Raw genomic sequence first — 15384 nt, forward strand, 5'->3', positions numbered from 1 at the left:
ACCTCCCGTGCCTGGAGCCGGGTGTCCGTGGAGGGTGCTGCCATGGTGCTGCCTTTCGGATCGGGAGGGGTCACCGCGAAGCACCTGCAGTGCCGGAGTTGCCGGGAGTGCCGGGAGTGCCGGGAGTGCCGGGAGTGCCGGGAGCAAGTGCATCGCGTTCCGCCGCGTCCCGCTCCAGTTCGCCGCGCAGCAGCTCGGCCTGCTCGCGCAGCTGAGCGGTGCGTGCGGTGTAGACATGCTCGAACAGGGCCATTGGATCGGGGTCGACGTCGGTGTTCAGTCCGTTCCGCATTGCCGCTGCGATTTCCTCGGCTGCCTGGGCCAGCTCTTCCTCCCGGGAGTCGTCCAGCAGCCCGAGGCCGCGCAGATAGCTCCGGGTCCGGACCAGCGGATCCCGCGGCACCCAGTCCTCCACTTCTTCGGCTGAGCGGTACCGGGTGGCGTCGTCGGCGTTGGTGTGGGCCTGCATGCGGTAGGTATGCGCTTCGACCAGGGCAGGGCCGCCGCCTTCCCGCGCACGCTGGACAGCCGCTCCGAGGACGGAGAGGAGGGCGGCGACGTCGTTACCGTCCACCCGCTCCCCCGGCATCCCGTAACCGACGGCCTTGTGGGCCAGCGACGGAGCCACCGACTGGTTCTTCAACGGCACCGAGATGGCGTACTCGTTGTTCTGGATGAAAAACACCACGGGAACATGGAACACCGCAGCGAAATTGAGTGCCTCATGGAAGTCGCCCTCGCTGGTGGCACCGTCACCGCACAGGGCCAGCACCACGGTGTCCTCTCCCTTGAGCTTGGCGGCGTGCGCGACGCCGACGGCGTGCAGCAGCTGGGTGGCCAGCGGGGTGGCCTGCGGAGCCACCCGGTGCTCGTAGGGGTCATATCCGCTGTGCCAGTCTCCGCGCAGCAGCGTCAGCACCTGCAGCGGGTCCACTCCGCGGGATATGACGGCAACGCTGTCCCGGTACGTGGGAAACAGCCAGTCCCGGGTTTCCAGCACCGCAGCGGCGGCCACCTGGCATGCTTCCTGACCGTGGGAAGAGGGGTAGACGGCCAGCCGTCCCTGCCGCACCAGGGCGTTGGCCTGGTCGTTGATCCGCCGTCCGGCCACCAGACGGGCATACGCCTTCAGCAGCAGGTCCCCGGCGGGAAGCGGGTACCGGGAATCCCGGTGGGCGGCGCCGTCGGCATCTATCAACCGGACGGGAACGTCCGAGGGCAGCAGGGCACTCACGGCACTCGAACCGCTTTCGGCGCCCACGGCAGCCTGCGGCGTCCTGCCGGTAGAGATGGTCATCATGAGCCTCCGTCCGCAGTGCCCGCGGCATCGTTGCACGCGGAACTTCTGTCTTGCCAGTATGCTTTCGGGCGCTGAATCGTTACCAGCATTCCGGCAAATCTTGGACGACTGCGGCGTGCGGGAGTAATCTGATGGACACCTTGCAGATGTGACGCAGATTACTTGGGGAGAGCGTGGACATTATGACGACAACGCAGGTACAGCCTCTTGATGATGTTGACCGGAAGATCCTCGCCGTCCTGCGGGCCGACGGCAGGGCCTCGTTCACCGCCGTCGCGCAGGCAGTCCACATTTCCCGGGCGCATGCCTATTCACGGATTGCCCGGCTCACCGAGTCCGGTGTACTCAGCCGCTTTACCGCACTGGTGGATCCGGAGAAGGCCGGCCTGGGCTCCTCCGCCTATGTGACGATGAAGGTCCGCCAGCATGCCTGGCGGGAGCTGAAGGACCGACTCAGCGAGGTTCCGGAGATCCACCACATCGCCCTGGTGGGCGGATCCTTCGACGTTATTCTACTGGTCCGCGCCGAGGACAACATTCACCTCCGCCGCGTCATCTTCGACCAGCTGCAGTCCATGCCGGGAGTCCTGGACACCCAGACGTTCCTGGTGTTTGAGGAGCGCGATACCCGCTAGCCGCGCGGCGGAAAGACAAAAAAGCAGGGCCTGCGGCTGCAGGCCCTGCTTCAGCGATCGGGCGGGTGGGCAACCACCGCCGGGCGCCGGTGTTCGGCAGCTTAGTTTTCGTCGTGGCCCTGATCGGTGCTCATCTGGTCCTCTGCCGGAGGGGTCTCTCCCGGAGGAACACCGCCGCCGGGCTCGAGGCCGGTGATGTTGCCGTCCATCGGATCAGGATTGGTACTTCCGGCCTTGGCCTCGCTGTGGGCGTGGTTGCCGGTGCCCTCCTGCGTATCGGAGCCCTTTTGCGCATCCTTCGGCTTATCCGGGTTCGCCGGGTCATTGTTCGGATTGTAGCTGTCGGCCATGTTCCGCCTCCTCGATGTCTCAGGGTTCTCTAGCGCAGGCAAGCACCTGTTGTAAGCATGCTTACGGGTTAGCTCCAACCTAGCCCGGGGTCCGCCGCATCACAAGCCGGTCCGGAACGGGGCCCGGCTTTCCAGCCGTCCGGCCAGCTGTCCGGACGGCTACCCAGTGAGACGGCCGGTCAGCTATCCGGTCGGCCGTCCGGTCAACCCTGGAAAACCGGCCTGCGCTTGCCCAGGAAGGCGTTGATCCCCTCCGCATAGTCGGGGGTGCCGCTGAGTTTTTCCTGCACGGTGTTCTCGGCATCCAGCGCCTCCCAGAAGCCCAGCCGCCGGTCCCGGATCTGTGCCACCAGTTCCCGGGACGCCGTGAAAGCCTGGGTGGGTCCCGACGCGACGCGCTCTGCCGTCGCCCGGGTGCTCTCCAGCAGATCTGCCGGGTCCAGGGCACGGCTGAACAGGCCGCCGGCTACGGCCTCGGCGCCGGTCATCAGGTCCGCGGTGTAGATCAGGTCCAGGGTGCGGTGCGGTCCCAGCCGTTCGGTGAACAGCCAGTGCCCGCCCGAATCCAGCGCAGCGCCCAGGTTGGCGAACGGCGAGCCGATCTTCGCGTCGGCAGCCACATAAACGACGTCGGTGGCCACCAACAGTCCCAGCCCTACTCCCAGGCACGCACCCTGGGCTGCGGCGAAGGTCGGCGCCGGGAAGCCGGACATCTTCTGCAGCAACGGCAGCAGGTCATCCACGAGGTAGCCGCGGGCGTCGTCGTGTTCCGGGGAGACGGTGGAAAGGTCCCGCCCTGCACAAAAGCTCCTGCCCTCCCCGCGCAGCAGGAGGGCCCGCACCCCGGCGGCCGCGGCGTCGTCGTAGGCCGATCCCAGCTCCGCCAGGGCGGAACCGTCCAGTGCGTTGAGTTTTTTCGGCGCGTTGAGGACAACTTCGGCCACGCCGCCGGAGATGGTCAGGTCGATCATTGGGTGCTCCTAGGCGTCGTAGTCAACGGTCACCTGCGGGCTGGTGGGCCGGCTCTGGCAGGTCAGGACGTAGCCGCGTTCCAGTTCCTCGGGTTCCAGCGCATAGTTTTCCTCCATGTCCACCGTGCCGGAGACCAGTTTGGCCCGGCAGGTTCCGCAGACCCCGCCGGCGCAGGCGAAGGGCACATCAGGGCGTACGCGGAGGGCCGCATTGAGCACGGATTCACGGGCATGGACGGGGCTGGCCACCTTGCCCTGGAGTCCGTCCAGCCGGAAGGTGATGTCGTAGTTCTCCCCCGAGCTGTCGGGGAGGACCGGCCGCCCGGCGGAGCCTTCCGGCCGGTCGGGACGCCCGGTGGTGAACAGTTCAAAGCGCACCCGGGCCGGGTCGACGCCGCGTTCGGCCAGGGCATCGCGGCAGAGCTGGACCAGATCGAACGGGCCGCAGAGGAACCATTCATCCACCGTGGCGGCCGGCAGCACGGAGTCGATCAGGGTGGTGAGTTTGCCGGCGTCGAGCCGTCCGCTGAGCAGCGGCGAGATCCGCTGCTCACGGGAGAGGACATGGTGCAGGGCGAACCGGGACGGATAACGGTCCTTCAGGTCCGCAAGCTCCTCCAGGAACATCACGTCCATGGCCGCCTTGTTGGCGTAGACCAGATCGAAGCGCGTTGTGGTGGAGGAAGCCAGGACGGTGCGGGCAATCGCAATCACCGGGGTGATGCCGGATCCTGCGGCCACCGCGGCAAACACCTGCCCCGAGGCCGGACCCGGATCCGGGGTGCCGGGCGCATGCCGGGAGGTGAAACTGCCGGCCGGGCTCATCACGTCCAGCACATCCCCTGCCTTCAGGTGTTCATTCACCCAGGAGGAAAACAGCCCGCCCAGGTCCCGCTTGACGGCCACCCGCAGTTCGCCGGGCCTCGGCTCCGCGCAGATGGAGTAGCTGCGCCTCAGTTCCGTCCCATCCAGCACCGTGCGGAGGGCAACATACTGTCCCGGGAGATAGGAGTAGGCCTCCACCAGCCCGGACGGCACCGCGAAGGTGACCTCCACGGCGTCGCCGGTTAGCCGGCGGACGGCGGCAACGGTCAGGGGATGGAAGGCTCCGCGGCGGGGCGGGGCATCGGGAAGAGCGGTCATGGCTTCAGAGCACCTTGAAGTAGTCGAACGGTTCCCGGCAGTCGCCGCACACCCACAGCGCCTTGCAGGACGTGGATCCGAACCGGGTCAGCTCACGGGTATTCAGGGAGGAGCACTGGGGGCATTTCACGCTCAGGCCCACCCGGACCGGACCGGCGGCAGCCCGGCCCGACGGCGGCGCGATGCCGTAGGCGTCCAGCTTGGCTTTGCCGGCACTGCTCATCCAGTCGGTGGTCCACGCCGGCGCCAGCTCCAGGGAAACCTGCACGCGGGGATAGCCGGCAGCGCCCAGCGCCGAGGTGACGTCCTGCCGGATGGCGTCCATGGCGGGGCAGCCCGAATAGGTGGGGGTGATGGCCACGTGCACTCCGGCATCGGAAAGTTCCACCCGCCGCAGCACACCGAGGTCCTCGATGGTCAGCACGGGAATCTCCGGATCACACACCGTGGCGGCGACGTCCCATGCCGCGGCAGCCGCGGGGTCCGCCGGACGTTCTGCCGCGTGCTTCGCCGGATGTTCCACCGGATACTCCCCGGCGTGCTCGGCGGCGTGGCCCGGCGGACGTTCACCAGAATGTTCACCGGGATGTTCAAAACGCTCGGCGGCACGCCCCGCCGAATGGTCCACGGAACGGAACGGGGACGTCACGGCCGTCACCACGTGGCACCGGGGTGTTCGCGGGCCAGGACCTGCATTTCGGCCAGCAGGTACCCGAGGTGCTCGCTGTGCTGCCCCCTCCGGCCGCCGCCGGGGGCAGCCGGCACCGCAGGCACCTCCAGCTCGGCCTTGCGCAGCACGGCGGTGATGCCGCGGTCGAAGGGCGGCTTCAGGGCCGAGGGCAGGACCGCCCGGCCGCCGAGCGAGAGCACCAGCTCGTCGTCGTCGAACAGTTCACCCACATACGGCCAGGTCAGTTCCAGCGCCCGGATCATGCGGCGTCGGGATTCGTCAGTGCCCAGGCCGAGCCGGAGCACCCACTGGGCGCTGTGGTCCCGGTGGTAATCCACTTCCTTGACCGCCTTCGCAGCGATCGCGGCAAGGGTCGGGTCGGCGGAGTGCTGCAGCGCGGTGTACAGCTCGAAGGAGTAGAACGAGACGGCCAGCTGCCTTGCGATGGTCCGGGCAAAGTCGCCGTTGGGCTGTTCCATCAGGTGCGCGGACCGGAATTCGGTTTCCTTCCGCCAGTACGCGAGATCGTCCTCAGTGCGGCCGTCCGCACTGCCTGCATAGCTGAGGAAGGAGCGGGCATGACCGATCAGGTCCAGGGCGATGTTCCCCAGCGCCACGTCCTCTTCCAGCTCCGGGGCACGGGAAATCCACCAGCCGAGCCGCTGCGCCAGGACCAGCGCGTCGTCCCCCAGTCGCAGGGCATAGGCGGCAACGTCCGGATCGGCACGCGTTCCGGCAGCGGCAATGTCCTCAGGCCGCAGCGCGTTGCCGGGCGTAATGCGGGTGGCACTGTCCGAACTCACAGGTGCTTCACCCCTTCCGACTTGGTGTAGTAGGTGGCGTGCCGGTAGTCCTTGCCCTGCGGGGATTCGAAGAACTGTCCCTTGGCATCGGGGTCGCTGGCGATGATGGCCGACGCCGGCACCACCCAGAGCGACACGCCTTCGTTGCGCCGGGTGTAGAGGTCACGGGCATTGCGTACGGCCATGTCCGCATCCGGCGCGTGCAGGGATCCGGCATGTACGTGGGAGAGGCCGCGGGAGGAACGGACGAACACTTCCCACAGCGGCCAGGATGCAGCCGGGGCGGGAGCGGGGGCCGCCGGTGTTGTGTCGGCGGCAGGTGTTGTGCCGGCGTCGGGCGTTGTACCGGCATCCGGCGTTGTGCCGGCGTCCAGCGTCGTACCGGCGTCTGTCGCCGTGCCTGCCGTGACGGGCACGGAACCGTCGTCACCCGTTGTTGATCCACCCGTCATGGCTACGCCGCCCCCGCTTCCTCAGTCGAAAGTGCGTTGTCACGGGCGGCCTGCCGCGCGGCATAGGCTGCCGCCGCTTCGCGCACCCAGGCGCCGTCTTCGTGGGCTTCCCGCCGACGGGCCAGACGCTGTGAGTTGCAGGGCCCTCGTCCGGCGAGGACCTCGGAGAATTCGTTCCAGTCCAGGGGCCCGTGTTCCCAGCGTTCCGTCTCTTCGTTGTATCGGATCCCGGCATCGGGGAGGGTCAGTCCGAGGACCTTCACCTGCTCCACGATCATGCCGACAAACCGGGAACGCAGTTCGTCATTGGAGAAGCGTTTGATGTTCCAGGCCATGGACTGCTTGGAGTTGGGCGAGTCGTCGTCGGGCGGGCCGAACATCATAAGCGACGGTGCGTACCAGCGGTTAATCGAATCCTGGGCCATCTCCCGCTGTGCCGGGGTCCCGTTGGCCAGTTCCAGCAGGATTTCGAAGCCCTGCCGCTGGTGGAAGGACTCCTCCTTGCAGACCCGCACCATGGCCCGACCGTACGGGCCGTAGGACGCACGGCAGAGCGGGACCTGGTTGCAGATAGCGGCGCCGTCCACGAGCCAGCCGATGGCGCCCATATCCGCCCACGTGAGCGTGGGGTAGTTGAAGATGCTTGAGTACCGCGCCTTGCCGGCAATGAGGTCGGCCGTCATCCGGTCCCGGGGAGTGCCCAGGGTCTCGGCGGCGGAATACAGATAGAGTCCGTGGCCCGCCTCGTCCTGAACCTTGGCCATCAGGATGGCTTTGCGCTTCAGGGAGGGCGCACGGGTAATCCAGTTCGCTTCGGGCTGCATGCCGATGATTTCCGAGTGCGCGTGCTGCGAGATCTGCCGGACCAGGGTCTTGCGGTACCCCTCCGGCATCCAGTCGCGCGGCTCCACGCGGGCATCCGCCGCTATCAGCGCGTCAAAATGCTCCTGCCCGTTCACGGTTTCTCCACTCATCGGTTACCTGCCTCATCACTGCTTGTCGGGCCGCCTCAAATATTTACCGACCGTTCGTTCAGGATATGGAGGCCGTGCGTGCAGGTCAAGGGCCCTGCTATGGAAAACTGGAGAGCAGTAACGGTTCGAAAGGAGGGTCATGGGCAATCCCCAGCCCGACGCCGGCAGCCGGGCTTTCCCCTCCGGCAAGCCTTCCGGCACGCCTTCCGGCGCAGCTTCCGGCAGGGCTTCCGGCGCGGCTTCCGGCAGCAGCGGTCCCCGGGCCCGGCAGGCAGGAACAGAGCAGGCAGAACCGGGTCAGGCAGAGCGGCCGTCTGTTGCCGCCGTCATCGTGCCCACACTCCTGGGCCTGCTGGGCTTCGTTGCCGTGGCGGCCGCCGTGACCGCTGATGCTGCCACGGTCAGCGTCACCGTCCCCGGACTGCTCCTGGCCCTCACCGCACTGGTGGTGGCCGGAATCAGCCCCCTCTATGCAGGGAATCCCACCTGGGCGTCCCTGCGGCGGCCGGTCTTCTTGCTGGCCATGTGCCTGGCGGCGGAAGCCGCACTGTTCCTCTTCGCTCCGCGGCTGATCCTGTTCTCCGTTCCCGCATTGCCCCTGGCCCTGGGCGGAGGAGCGGTCCTGATGTCCACCAGCCTGTGGGGCCAGTTCCGCAGAGGCCCCGTCCCGGAACCGGTTCTGCTCCCCCGCCGCGACGCGGCGGCCCGTCCCTTCGCCTCCACCCTGCTGGTGGTGGCGGTGAACTGGGCGCTCTTCCTTGCCGCCGGAGCTTTCTGCGCGTGGCTGCTGCTCGGAGACTAGGACGCACTAAGCCGCGAGCATAACGCCAGCGAGGTCCTTCGACGCCGTCGCCCGGATCGATATATTCGAAGTATGACTACTCCTCAGCCCCCGGTTGCCAAGAAGGTCCCCACCGAACGTACCCGCCACGGCGACACGTTCATTGACAACTACGAGTGGCTCCGGGAGAAGGAAAACCCGGAGGTCGTGGAACACCTCAAGGCGGAGAACGCCTACGCCGCAGCAATGACCGCGGATCAGGAAGAGCTGCGCGGGGAGATCTTCAACGAAATCAAGAACCGCACCGAGGAAACGGACCTGTCCGTCCCGGCACGCAAAAAGGGCTGGTGGTATTACACCCGCACCGAGGAAGGCAAGCAGTACGCCATCCACTGCCGCACGGCGGCGCAGGACACCGGGAACCTCGACGCCGACTGGACACCGCCCGCCGTCGTCCCCGGCGTTCCGGTTCCGGGCGAACAGATCCTTGTGGACGGCAACGCTGAGGCCGAAGGCAAGCCGTTCTTCTCGCTCGGCGGACTTGCTGTCACCGAAGACGGCAACCTGCTGGCGTACTCCGAGGACAACGCCGGAGACGAGCGCTTCACCGTGCGGATCAAGGACCTGCGCACCGGGGACCTGCTTCCGGATGTCATTTCCAATGTCTTTTACTCCCTGGCCTTCTCCCCCGACGGCCGCCGCGTGTTCTACACAGTGGTGGACGATTCCTGGCGCCCGTACCAGGTCAAGGCCCACACGCTCGGCACCCCGGTTCAGGACGACGTCGTCATCTATCAGGAGGACGACATTGCCATGTGGACCGGCTTCGACCTCTCGGCCGACCGCCGGCAGCTGCTGATCGGCATCAGCAGTTCCGAGTACAGCGAATTCCGTGTCCTGGACTTCGACGACCCCGCGGACACCGTCCGCACCCTGATCCCCCGCAGCGAACGCATCCTTTACGAAGCCGAGCCGCTGACAGTCGACGGGACGCGCCACTACCTGCTGACGCACAACCGCAACGCCCTGAATTCGATGCTGTCGCTCGTCGCCGAGGAGGAATTCTCCAAGCCGCTCGAGGAGCAGCACTGGCAGACCGTCATTGCGCATGACGACACCGTGCGCGTTAACGGAGCCGCAGTAACCCGGTCCCATGTGCTCGTCTCGGTCCGCAAGGACACCACCGAGCGGGTGCAGATCCTTCCCGTGGACGGTCTCGGCACCCCGGCGCAGGGCACTCCCGTGGAACCGGCCTTCGACGAAGAGCTCTACACGGCCAACCTGGCCAATGCCGAGTTCGATTCCCCGATCATCCGGCTCAGTTACACCTCCTTCCTCACGCCTCCCCGGGTCTACGACTATGTGCTGGCCACCGGTGAGCTGGAGCTGCGGAAGGAAACCCCGGTGAAGGGCGGCTACCGTTCCGAGGATTACGTGGCGGAACGGGAATGGGCGACGGCGGCGGACGGCACCCGTATTCCGCTCTCGGTCATCCGGCGGGCAGACCTGCAGAAGGACGGCAGCAACCCCGCCCTGGTCTATGCCTACGGCAGCTACGAACTGAGCATGGACCCGGGATTCAATGTTGCCCGGCTGTCCCTGCTGGACCGCGGCGTGGTCTATGTGGTGGCGCACATCCGCGGTGGCGGCGAGATGGGCCGTGCCTGGTACGACGACGGCAAGAAACTGAACAAGAAAAACACGTTCACCGACTTCGTGGATGCCACGGACTGGGTAGCCTCCTCCGGGTGGGCGGATCCGGACCGGATCGCGGCCATGGGCGGCTCCGCCGGCGGTCTGCTGATGGGCGCCGTCGCGAACCTGGCCCCGGAGAAGTACCGGGCGATTGTGGCGCAGGTGCCCTTCGTGGATGCGCTGACCACCATCCTGGATCCGGACCTGCCGCTCTCGGCCCTGGAATGGGAGGAATGGGGCAACCCCATCACCGATCCCGAGGTCTACCGGTACATGAAGGAGTACAGCCCGTACGAAAACGTCCGGGCCGTTCAGTACCCGCAGATTGCCGCGGTCACCAGCTTCAATGACACCCGGGTGCTGTACGTGGAACCGGCCAAGTGGGTGGCGCAGCTGCGTGAGACCACTACCGGCAGCGAGCCGATCGTACTGAAGATCGAGATGGACGGCGGCCACGGCGGGGCGTCGGGCCGGTACGAAGCCTGGAAGGACCGGGCGTGGGACTACGCCTTCATCCTGTCCGCACTCGGCGCACGGGAACTGCTTCCGGCCGCCAGCCGGGAGGACGCCGCCTAGGCAGCCGTCCGGGCGGACGGCCGCTGGACGGGTTCCGGCGGGCATGTCGGGACGAAGCTTAGCGCGAGCAGGTCCGGACCTTTCGGGGTCCGGACCTGCTCGTTTTTCAATGCGGGTTCTGTGGCGAATCCGCCGGGGGGAGGACTATTCGGCCGCGCCTTCGGCCTTTGGCTTCGGCGTGACAAAACGGCGACCGTCCGCCGGAGCAATGCGGCGGCCCTCCGCCGGCGCCGTGGAGCGGCCTGCACCCTCGACACCGTTGGGAGCGCGTCCGGCATCAGCGGTGCGTCCGGCGCCGGCGGCATGTCCGGCATCGGAACTGCGGACGGGTCCGGCATCGGCTGCGGGGGCAGCCGGTTCCGCGGTGCCGTCCGCGGCCGCGCCGTCCTCGTCGGAGTCATCTTTGGTCACGGCTTTGTGGGACTGGCGCACCACCTCAATGACGATCGGGATCACGGAGAGCACCACCACGGCCACGAAGATCAGGTCGAGGTTCTCGCGGACAAAGGGCACCCGGTCACCGAGCACGTAGCCCAGCAGGGTCACCCCCACACCCCAGACGAAGGCACCTACCGCGTTGAAGGAAACGAACGCCTTGTAGTTCATCTCTGCAACGCCGGCCACCACCGGCGTGAAGGTCCGGACCACAGGTACGAACCGGGCCAGGATCACGGCTTTGCCGCCGTGGCGATCAAAGAACACCTGGGCGCGCTTGACGTTCTCGCGCTTGAAGAGCCTGCTGTCCGGCCGGTTGAAGACGGCGGGGCCGGCCTTCCTGCCGATGTAATAGCCGGTCTGGTCGCCCACGAAGGCGCTGATGAAGACCAGGACTGCAAGCAGCCACACGTTGATGTCGATGGTGCCCGTAGCCACCAAGAGCCCGGCAGTGAACAGCAGGGAATCCCCCGGCAGGAAGAAGCCGATCAGGAGCCCGGTCTCCGCAAACACGATGCCGCAGACCATCAGGACCACCCACGGTCCGAGGGCCGGGTCGGCGAGGAATACCTGGGGGTCCAGCCACTCAGGCAAAAGGGAAGATGTTGGAGGGCGGACAGGACCGGAGACGGCTGTGGCCGCAGATAGAGTCACCCCACTAGGGTACGTCATGGCCCCCGGTTGCCTCCGGCTGATCCGCAAGTCCTGCCCCTCGCCGGAGCCCGGACCAGAACGGTCCATGGGCGGAGCCGGCGCGACGCGGCGGTCCTTGACAGCCGGACAGTATCCGGATTACCTAATGAACATTCGGTAAAGAAAAGAGGTCCCATGGCTGACACCGACGTCACCCGGGGCACGGCCCCTGCCCACCCCATCCTGGTTGACGACGCCGCTTCGGCCTGGCTGGGAATCGTCGTTTTGGACACCGGACCGGGGACGGCGCGCATTTCCATGCGCCTCCGTCCCGAGATGCTGAACGGGTTCGGTATGGGCCACGGCGGGATGGTCTTCGCGTTCGCCGATACCGCGTTCGCGCTGGCCTGCAATCCGAAAGGCGGCGGTTCTTCCCTGGAACGGGAAACCATCACGGTCGCTGCCGGCGCCGACGTCACCTTCATGGCCCCCGCCATGGCCGGCGACCTGCTGACCGCTTCCGCCGAGCACCGTGCCGGCAACGGCCGCAGCGGCGTCTACGACATTGAGGTCCGGTCCGAACGCCCCGACGGCACCGCCGCCGTCGTCGCCCTCTTCCGCGGACGTTCGCGCACCATCCGCAACCCCGCCCGGACACCGTCTGAGAACCCGACAGAAAGCCGCGCATGAAAGCCACAGCCGCTCCGATCAAGTCCACCGCCGCAGACCCCTCCACGTGGGACCCGGAGGAACGCATGAGCCGTGACGAGCTGGAGGCCCTCCAGCTGACGCGCCTGAAGCAGACCCTCGCCTACGCCTACGAACGGGTTCCCCTGTACCGGAGCAAGTTCGACGACGCCGGCGTGCACCCCTCCGACCTGCACGAGCTGGGCGATCTGGCCCGGTTCCCGTACACCACGAAGGAAGACCTGCGCTCAACCTATCCATTTGGCATGTTCGCCGTTCCGCAGCAGCAGGTGGCCCGCATCCATGCCTCCTCCGGAACCACCGGGCGGCCCACCGTCGTCGGCTACACCTCCGGCGACGTGGACCGTTGGGCGACGCTCGTGGCCCGTTCGCTGCGCGCCTCGGGAGTACAGCCGGGCTCCAAGGTGCACAATGCCTACGGCTACGGGCTCTTCACGGGCGGGCTCGGAGCGCATTTCGGCGCGGAGAAACTCGGCTGCACGGTGATTCCCGTGTCGGGCGGGCAGACGGAACGGCAGATCCAGCTGATTCTGGACTTCGAACCGGACACCATCCTCTGCACTCCGACCTATCTGCTGGCCATCGCGGACGCAATGACTGCAGCGGGCATCGATCCGCGCTCCACTTCGCTGAAGAACGCCGTGCTCGGGGCCGAGCCGTGGACCGAGGAAATGCGGCACGAACTCGAAACATTGATGGACCTGGACGCGTGCGACATTTACGGCCTCTCGGAGGTCATGGGCCCGGGCGTGGCCGGCGAATGCGTGGAAAGCAAGGACGGCGCACATATCTGGGAGGACCACTTCCGGCCCGAAATCATCGACCCGTTCGATGACACCCGGGTTCTGGGCGACGGCGAACCCGGCGAGTTGGTCTTTACCTCCCTGACCAAGGAGGCCCTGCCGATCATCCGCTACCGGACGCATGACCTCACCCGCCTGCTGCCCGGCACCGCCCGGCCGTCCATGCGCAGGATGGGACGTATCACCGGCCGCAGCGACGACATGATCATCCTGCGCGGAGTGAACCTTTTCCCCACGCAGATCGAGGAAATCGCGCTCCGTATTCCGGCCCTGAGCCCGCACTTCCAGCTCGAAATCACCCGGCCGGAACGCCTGGATGAGCTCACGGTGCGGATCGAGCGCCGGGAGGACTCCTCCGCACCGGACTCGGCGGCGGCTGCGTTGGAGCTGTCGGCCCAGATCAAAATGCACGTCGGCTCCACCTGCACCGTTCAGATAGTCGAGCCCGGAACGCTGGCACGCTCCAGCGGCAAGCTGCGCCGGATTTACGACCTGCGCCGCAGCACCGATCCTGCGCCGGCGCAGGGAAGCGCCAGTTGACGTGGGAAAATGGCGCCATGCCTGCTGTCTCTTCCGCGTCGTCCTCCGACCCTGCCCCCGTTCCCGCTGTTGACGCCGGACCCGCCGAGTCTGCAGCAACCGTTGAGCCCGCGGCCGCCGCTGGGTCTGCAGCCGCCGTCGACCCGGTGTCCGGCCCACGCCGGGGCCGGCCGGGATATGACCAGCAGACAGTACTTAACGTGGCCGTGGACGTCTTCAACCGGCACGGCTACGAAGCCACATCGATGGGTATCCTGGCCGAGAACCTGGGCATTACGAAGTCCGCGATCTACCACCACGTAACCTCCAAGGGCGATCTGCTCCGGCTGGCCCTGGACCACGCGCTGGACGGGCTTGAGGCGGTGCTGGATGATCCGCGGGCCTCGTCCGGTGCTGCGGATGCCCGGCTGGAATTTGTCCTGCGCGGCACCATCAAGGTGCTGACGGAGCGGCTCCCGTTCGTGACGCTGTTGCTGCGCCTGCGCGGCAACACGGAGATTGAACGCAGTGCCCTGGCCCGCCGCCGGGAGTTCGACCACCGGGTGGCAGGGCTCGTGGACGCGGCGCGCAGCGAGGGATCGGTACGCAGCGACATCGATCCGCGCACCACCACGCGCCTGTTGTTCGGCACCATCAACTCGATCGTGGAATGGTATCGACCCGGCGGGCCCCTGCCCGCACAGAAACTCGCGGACAACATCATAACCATGGTCTTTGACGGGCTGCATACCCGCCGGGCCTGAGCATGTGTCCCCCACAGCGGCTCTGACTTCATCAGGCCGGCTTTGATCTGCGACCGGGCTCCCCGGCACGGCAGCTGCTGAGCCGGTGCGGCGTGCAAGGATGAGCCCATGATGTCGCCGGCAGAACAGCTCCTTGAGGGACCGCGCGGACGGCGCCTGTGCCTTGAGCTTGCAGCCGAGCTGAACCAGGACGTCCGCTCCGCGGTGTTCTGGCTGGGCTACGAACTCGACCCGGGCAAAGGAACTTCAACGGTATTGTTCGGCTCCGCCGGCCCCGATGATCTGCCTTCGCCCGAACACCTCGCCGCCGGAATTCTGTCCCTGGATCTCCGCCGCCTGGATGGCGAACAGATCCAGGCGGCGCTCCAGCGGTCCGTCGACACGGCCCAGTACTGGCAGGAACCCGACGGGGAGGATGCGCTGGCGGCGCTTCCGGTGATCCGCAGGGCCCTTCGGCCCCTGGCTGAACGGGTGCTGGAGACACGCGCGGCACAACGGTGGGGGGGAGCCCGGCCCGCCGCAACAGTGGGCCATCGACTGGCGGCCGGCGGAGGACCCGGCGCCCCTGCCCCGGGATCCCCGCGGCACCCTGCGCAGGTGGGGTGCGGCCGTCCGCACCGAGGAAGAGCAGGCTCACCGGGACCGCCCGCAGGATCCGCGGGCACCTTTCAGCGGAACCTGGTGGTCCGCCCCGCTCGGGCTGGTCCGCACCGTGGGGCAGATTCCCGCGGGGCTGAGCCTCGTTGAGGACTCGGCCGGCCTGGAGGAGGCGACGGTCATCCCGGTCAGCGGCACCGGCAGAACCCTCCGCATCCGCTCCCCTGAAGACTGGATAGCACTGTGCCGCGCCTATCCGCTGGAGGTCACAGCGTCCCGCAGGCATAACTGGTTCCAAACCACGGGACGCATTGGCCGATGGGTGATCCCGGACTGGGAACAGGCAGCAGAGCGATGGGACGCCGTGCACCTGACGGTCCTGGGCTACCTTCGTAGCGCAGGGCGTGCGCTCGCGGTCGATGCCGGCACGGCATCCGTGATTGCCGGCTGGGATCCGGACAGCATTCTCTGGCTCACCGACCGCGTCCGTGAAATTGAAGGGCCGAGGCAGATCTGGAGGCGCTCCGCAGACCAGTTGTTTCGTGCCAGGTAGCCCTGGGGCGGGCCGCCCGGCC

16 protein-coding genes and 1 pseudogene are annotated in these 15384 nt (G+C 67.2%); 8 read left to right on the forward strand and 9 right to left on the reverse strand.

Annotated elements, in window-relative coordinates; translation table 11 throughout:
- Positions 1-70 precede the first annotated feature (70 nt).
- Positions 71-1297: a pyruvate dehydrogenase (acetyl-transferring) E1 component subunit alpha gene (pdhA, locus tag NNX37_RS02670; RefSeq protein ID WP_255790709.1), complete on the reverse strand. Its 1227-nt coding sequence runs from the start codon at positions 1295-1297 to the stop codon at positions 71-73.
- A gap of 185 nt (positions 1298-1482) precedes the next feature.
- Here pdhA and NNX37_RS02675 point away from each other — a divergent pair, with 185 nt between their 5' ends.
- Positions 1483-1935 carry an Lrp/AsnC family transcriptional regulator gene (locus NNX37_RS02675; RefSeq protein ID WP_255790710.1) on the forward strand — a complete coding sequence of 151 codons (453 nt, stop codon included), beginning with the start codon at positions 1483-1485 and terminating at the stop codon, positions 1933-1935.
- 101 nt (positions 1936-2036) lie between these two features.
- On the opposite strand, the gene NNX37_RS02680 is transcribed toward NNX37_RS02675, so the two are convergent.
- The 7 genes from NNX37_RS02680 to paaA all read right to left on the reverse strand — a co-directional run bounded on the left by NNX37_RS02680 (position 2037) and on the right by paaA (position 7298).
- A complete protein-coding gene (locus NNX37_RS02680; RefSeq protein ID WP_227918970.1) occupies positions 2037-2285 on the reverse strand; it encodes a DUF6480 family protein in 249 nt (82 codons plus the stop codon).
- 203 nt (positions 2286-2488) lie between these two features.
- Positions 2489-3256 carry an enoyl-CoA hydratase/isomerase family protein gene (locus NNX37_RS02685; RefSeq protein ID WP_255790711.1) on the reverse strand — a complete coding sequence of 256 codons (768 nt, stop codon included), beginning with the start codon at positions 3254-3256 and terminating at the stop codon, positions 2489-2491.
- A 9-nt stretch (positions 3257-3265) separates the two neighbouring features.
- A complete protein-coding gene (gene paaE, locus NNX37_RS02690) occupies positions 3266-4399 on the reverse strand; it encodes a 1,2-phenylacetyl-CoA epoxidase subunit PaaE (protein ID WP_255790712.1) in 1134 nt (377 codons plus the stop codon).
- Positions 4400-4403: 4 nt separating this feature from the next.
- Positions 4404-4922, reverse strand: a complete 519-nt coding sequence (gene paaD, locus NNX37_RS02695; protein ID WP_255790909.1) for a 1,2-phenylacetyl-CoA epoxidase subunit PaaD — start codon at positions 4920-4922, stop codon at positions 4404-4406.
- Positions 4923-5053: 131 nt separating this feature from the next.
- The gene (gene paaC, locus NNX37_RS02700; RefSeq protein WP_255790713.1) at positions 5054-5872 is read right to left on the reverse strand and encodes a 1,2-phenylacetyl-CoA epoxidase subunit PaaC; all 819 of its coding nucleotides are present in this window, start codon (positions 5870-5872) and stop codon (positions 5054-5056) included.
- Positions 5869-6324, reverse strand: coding sequence for a 1,2-phenylacetyl-CoA epoxidase subunit PaaB (paaB, locus tag NNX37_RS16475; RefSeq protein ID WP_308206299.1), 456 nt, complete (start codon positions 6322-6324; stop codon positions 5869-5871). Before paaB ends, paaC begins: the two co-directional genes overlap by 4 nt.
- A gap of 2 nt (positions 6325-6326) precedes the next feature.
- Positions 6327-7298 (reverse strand): 1,2-phenylacetyl-CoA epoxidase subunit PaaA, encoded by a 972-nt coding sequence (paaA, locus tag NNX37_RS02710; protein WP_255790714.1) that lies wholly within the window; start codon positions 7296-7298, stop codon positions 6327-6329.
- A gap of 139 nt (positions 7299-7437) precedes the next feature.
- On the opposite strand from paaA, the gene NNX37_RS02715 reads away from it, so the two are divergent.
- Positions 7438-8100 (forward strand): hypothetical protein, encoded by a 663-nt coding sequence (locus NNX37_RS02715; protein ID WP_255790715.1) that lies wholly within the window; start codon positions 7438-7440, stop codon positions 8098-8100.
- Positions 8101-8172: 72 nt separating this feature from the next.
- A complete protein-coding gene (locus NNX37_RS02720; RefSeq protein WP_255790716.1) occupies positions 8173-10350 on the forward strand; it encodes a S9 family peptidase in 2178 nt (725 codons plus the stop codon).
- A 426-nt stretch (positions 10351-10776) separates the two neighbouring features.
- Here NNX37_RS02720 and NNX37_RS02725 read toward each other — a convergent pair.
- Positions 10777-11457, reverse strand: a pseudogene (locus NNX37_RS02725) (VTT domain-containing protein); the annotation flags it as partial.
- 156 nt (positions 11458-11613) lie between these two features.
- On the opposite strand from NNX37_RS02725, the gene NNX37_RS02730 reads away from it, so the two are divergent.
- The 5 genes from NNX37_RS02730 (at position 11614) to NNX37_RS02750 (ending at position 15362) form a co-directional block, all read left to right on the forward strand.
- Positions 11614-12108, forward strand: coding sequence for a hotdog fold thioesterase (locus NNX37_RS02730; protein ID WP_255790717.1), 495 nt, complete (start codon positions 11614-11616; stop codon positions 12106-12108).
- Entirely contained in the window at positions 12105-13469 is a 1365-nt protein-coding gene (gene paaK / locus NNX37_RS02735; protein ID WP_255790718.1) for a phenylacetate--CoA ligase PaaK, read from the forward strand. The genes NNX37_RS02730 and paaK overlap by 4 nt, the downstream gene beginning before the upstream one ends.
- Before the next feature lie 17 nt (positions 13470-13486).
- On the forward strand, positions 13487-14212 hold the full coding sequence (locus tag NNX37_RS02740) for a TetR/AcrR family transcriptional regulator (RefSeq protein ID WP_255790721.1): 726 nt from the start codon (positions 13487-13489) through the stop codon (positions 14210-14212).
- A gap of 108 nt (positions 14213-14320) precedes the next feature.
- Positions 14321-14959: a hypothetical protein gene (locus NNX37_RS02745; RefSeq protein WP_255790722.1), complete on the forward strand. Its 639-nt coding sequence runs from the start codon at positions 14321-14323 to the stop codon at positions 14957-14959.
- Entirely contained in the window at positions 14925-15362 is a 438-nt protein-coding gene (locus NNX37_RS02750; RefSeq protein WP_255790725.1) for a hypothetical protein, read from the forward strand. The genes NNX37_RS02745 and NNX37_RS02750 overlap by 35 nt, the downstream gene beginning before the upstream one ends.
- The last annotated feature ends 22 nt before the right edge of the window (positions 15363-15384 follow it).

This window comes from Arthrobacter zhaoxinii (assembly GCF_024385505.1).
GTDB classification, from domain to species: Bacteria; Actinomycetota; Actinomycetes; order Actinomycetales; family Micrococcaceae; genus Arthrobacter_B; species Arthrobacter_B zhaoxinii.

Bases quoted from the DNA above. Each gene is read 5' to 3' on its own strand.
- pdhA (WP_255790709.1), bottom strand. From the start codon at position 1,297: ATGACCATCTCTACCGGCAGGACGCCGCAGGCTGCCGTGGGCGCCGAA.
- NNX37_RS02675 (WP_255790710.1), top strand. From the start codon at position 1,483: ATGACGACAACGCAGGTACAGCCTCTTGATGATGTTGACCGGAAGATC.
- NNX37_RS02680 (WP_227918970.1), bottom strand. From the start codon at position 2,285: ATGGCCGACAGCTACAATCCGAACAATGACCCGGCGAACCCGGATAAG.
- NNX37_RS02685 (WP_255790711.1), bottom strand. From the start codon at position 3,256: ATGATCGACCTGACCATCTCCGGCGGCGTGGCCGAAGTTGTCCTCAAC.
- paaE (WP_255790712.1), bottom strand. From the start codon at position 4,399: ATGACCGCTCTTCCCGATGCCCCGCCCCGCCGCGGAGCCTTCCATCCC.
- paaB (WP_308206299.1), bottom strand. From the start codon at position 6,324: ATGACGGGTGGATCAACAACGGGTGACGACGGTTCCGTGCCCGTCACG.
- paaA (WP_255790714.1), bottom strand. From the start codon at position 7,298: ATGAGTGGAGAAACCGTGAACGGGCAGGAGCATTTTGACGCGCTGATA.
- NNX37_RS02715 (WP_255790715.1), top strand. From the start codon at position 7,438: ATGGGCAATCCCCAGCCCGACGCCGGCAGCCGGGCTTTCCCCTCCGGC.
- NNX37_RS02720 (WP_255790716.1), top strand. From the start codon at position 8,173: ATGACTACTCCTCAGCCCCCGGTTGCCAAGAAGGTCCCCACCGAACGT.
- NNX37_RS02730 (WP_255790717.1), top strand. From the start codon at position 11,614: ATGGCTGACACCGACGTCACCCGGGGCACGGCCCCTGCCCACCCCATC.
- paaK (WP_255790718.1), top strand. From the start codon at position 12,105: ATGAAAGCCACAGCCGCTCCGATCAAGTCCACCGCCGCAGACCCCTCC.
- NNX37_RS02740 (WP_255790721.1), top strand. From the start codon at position 13,487: ATGCCTGCTGTCTCTTCCGCGTCGTCCTCCGACCCTGCCCCCGTTCCC.
- NNX37_RS02745 (WP_255790722.1), top strand. From the start codon at position 14,321: ATGATGTCGCCGGCAGAACAGCTCCTTGAGGGACCGCGCGGACGGCGC.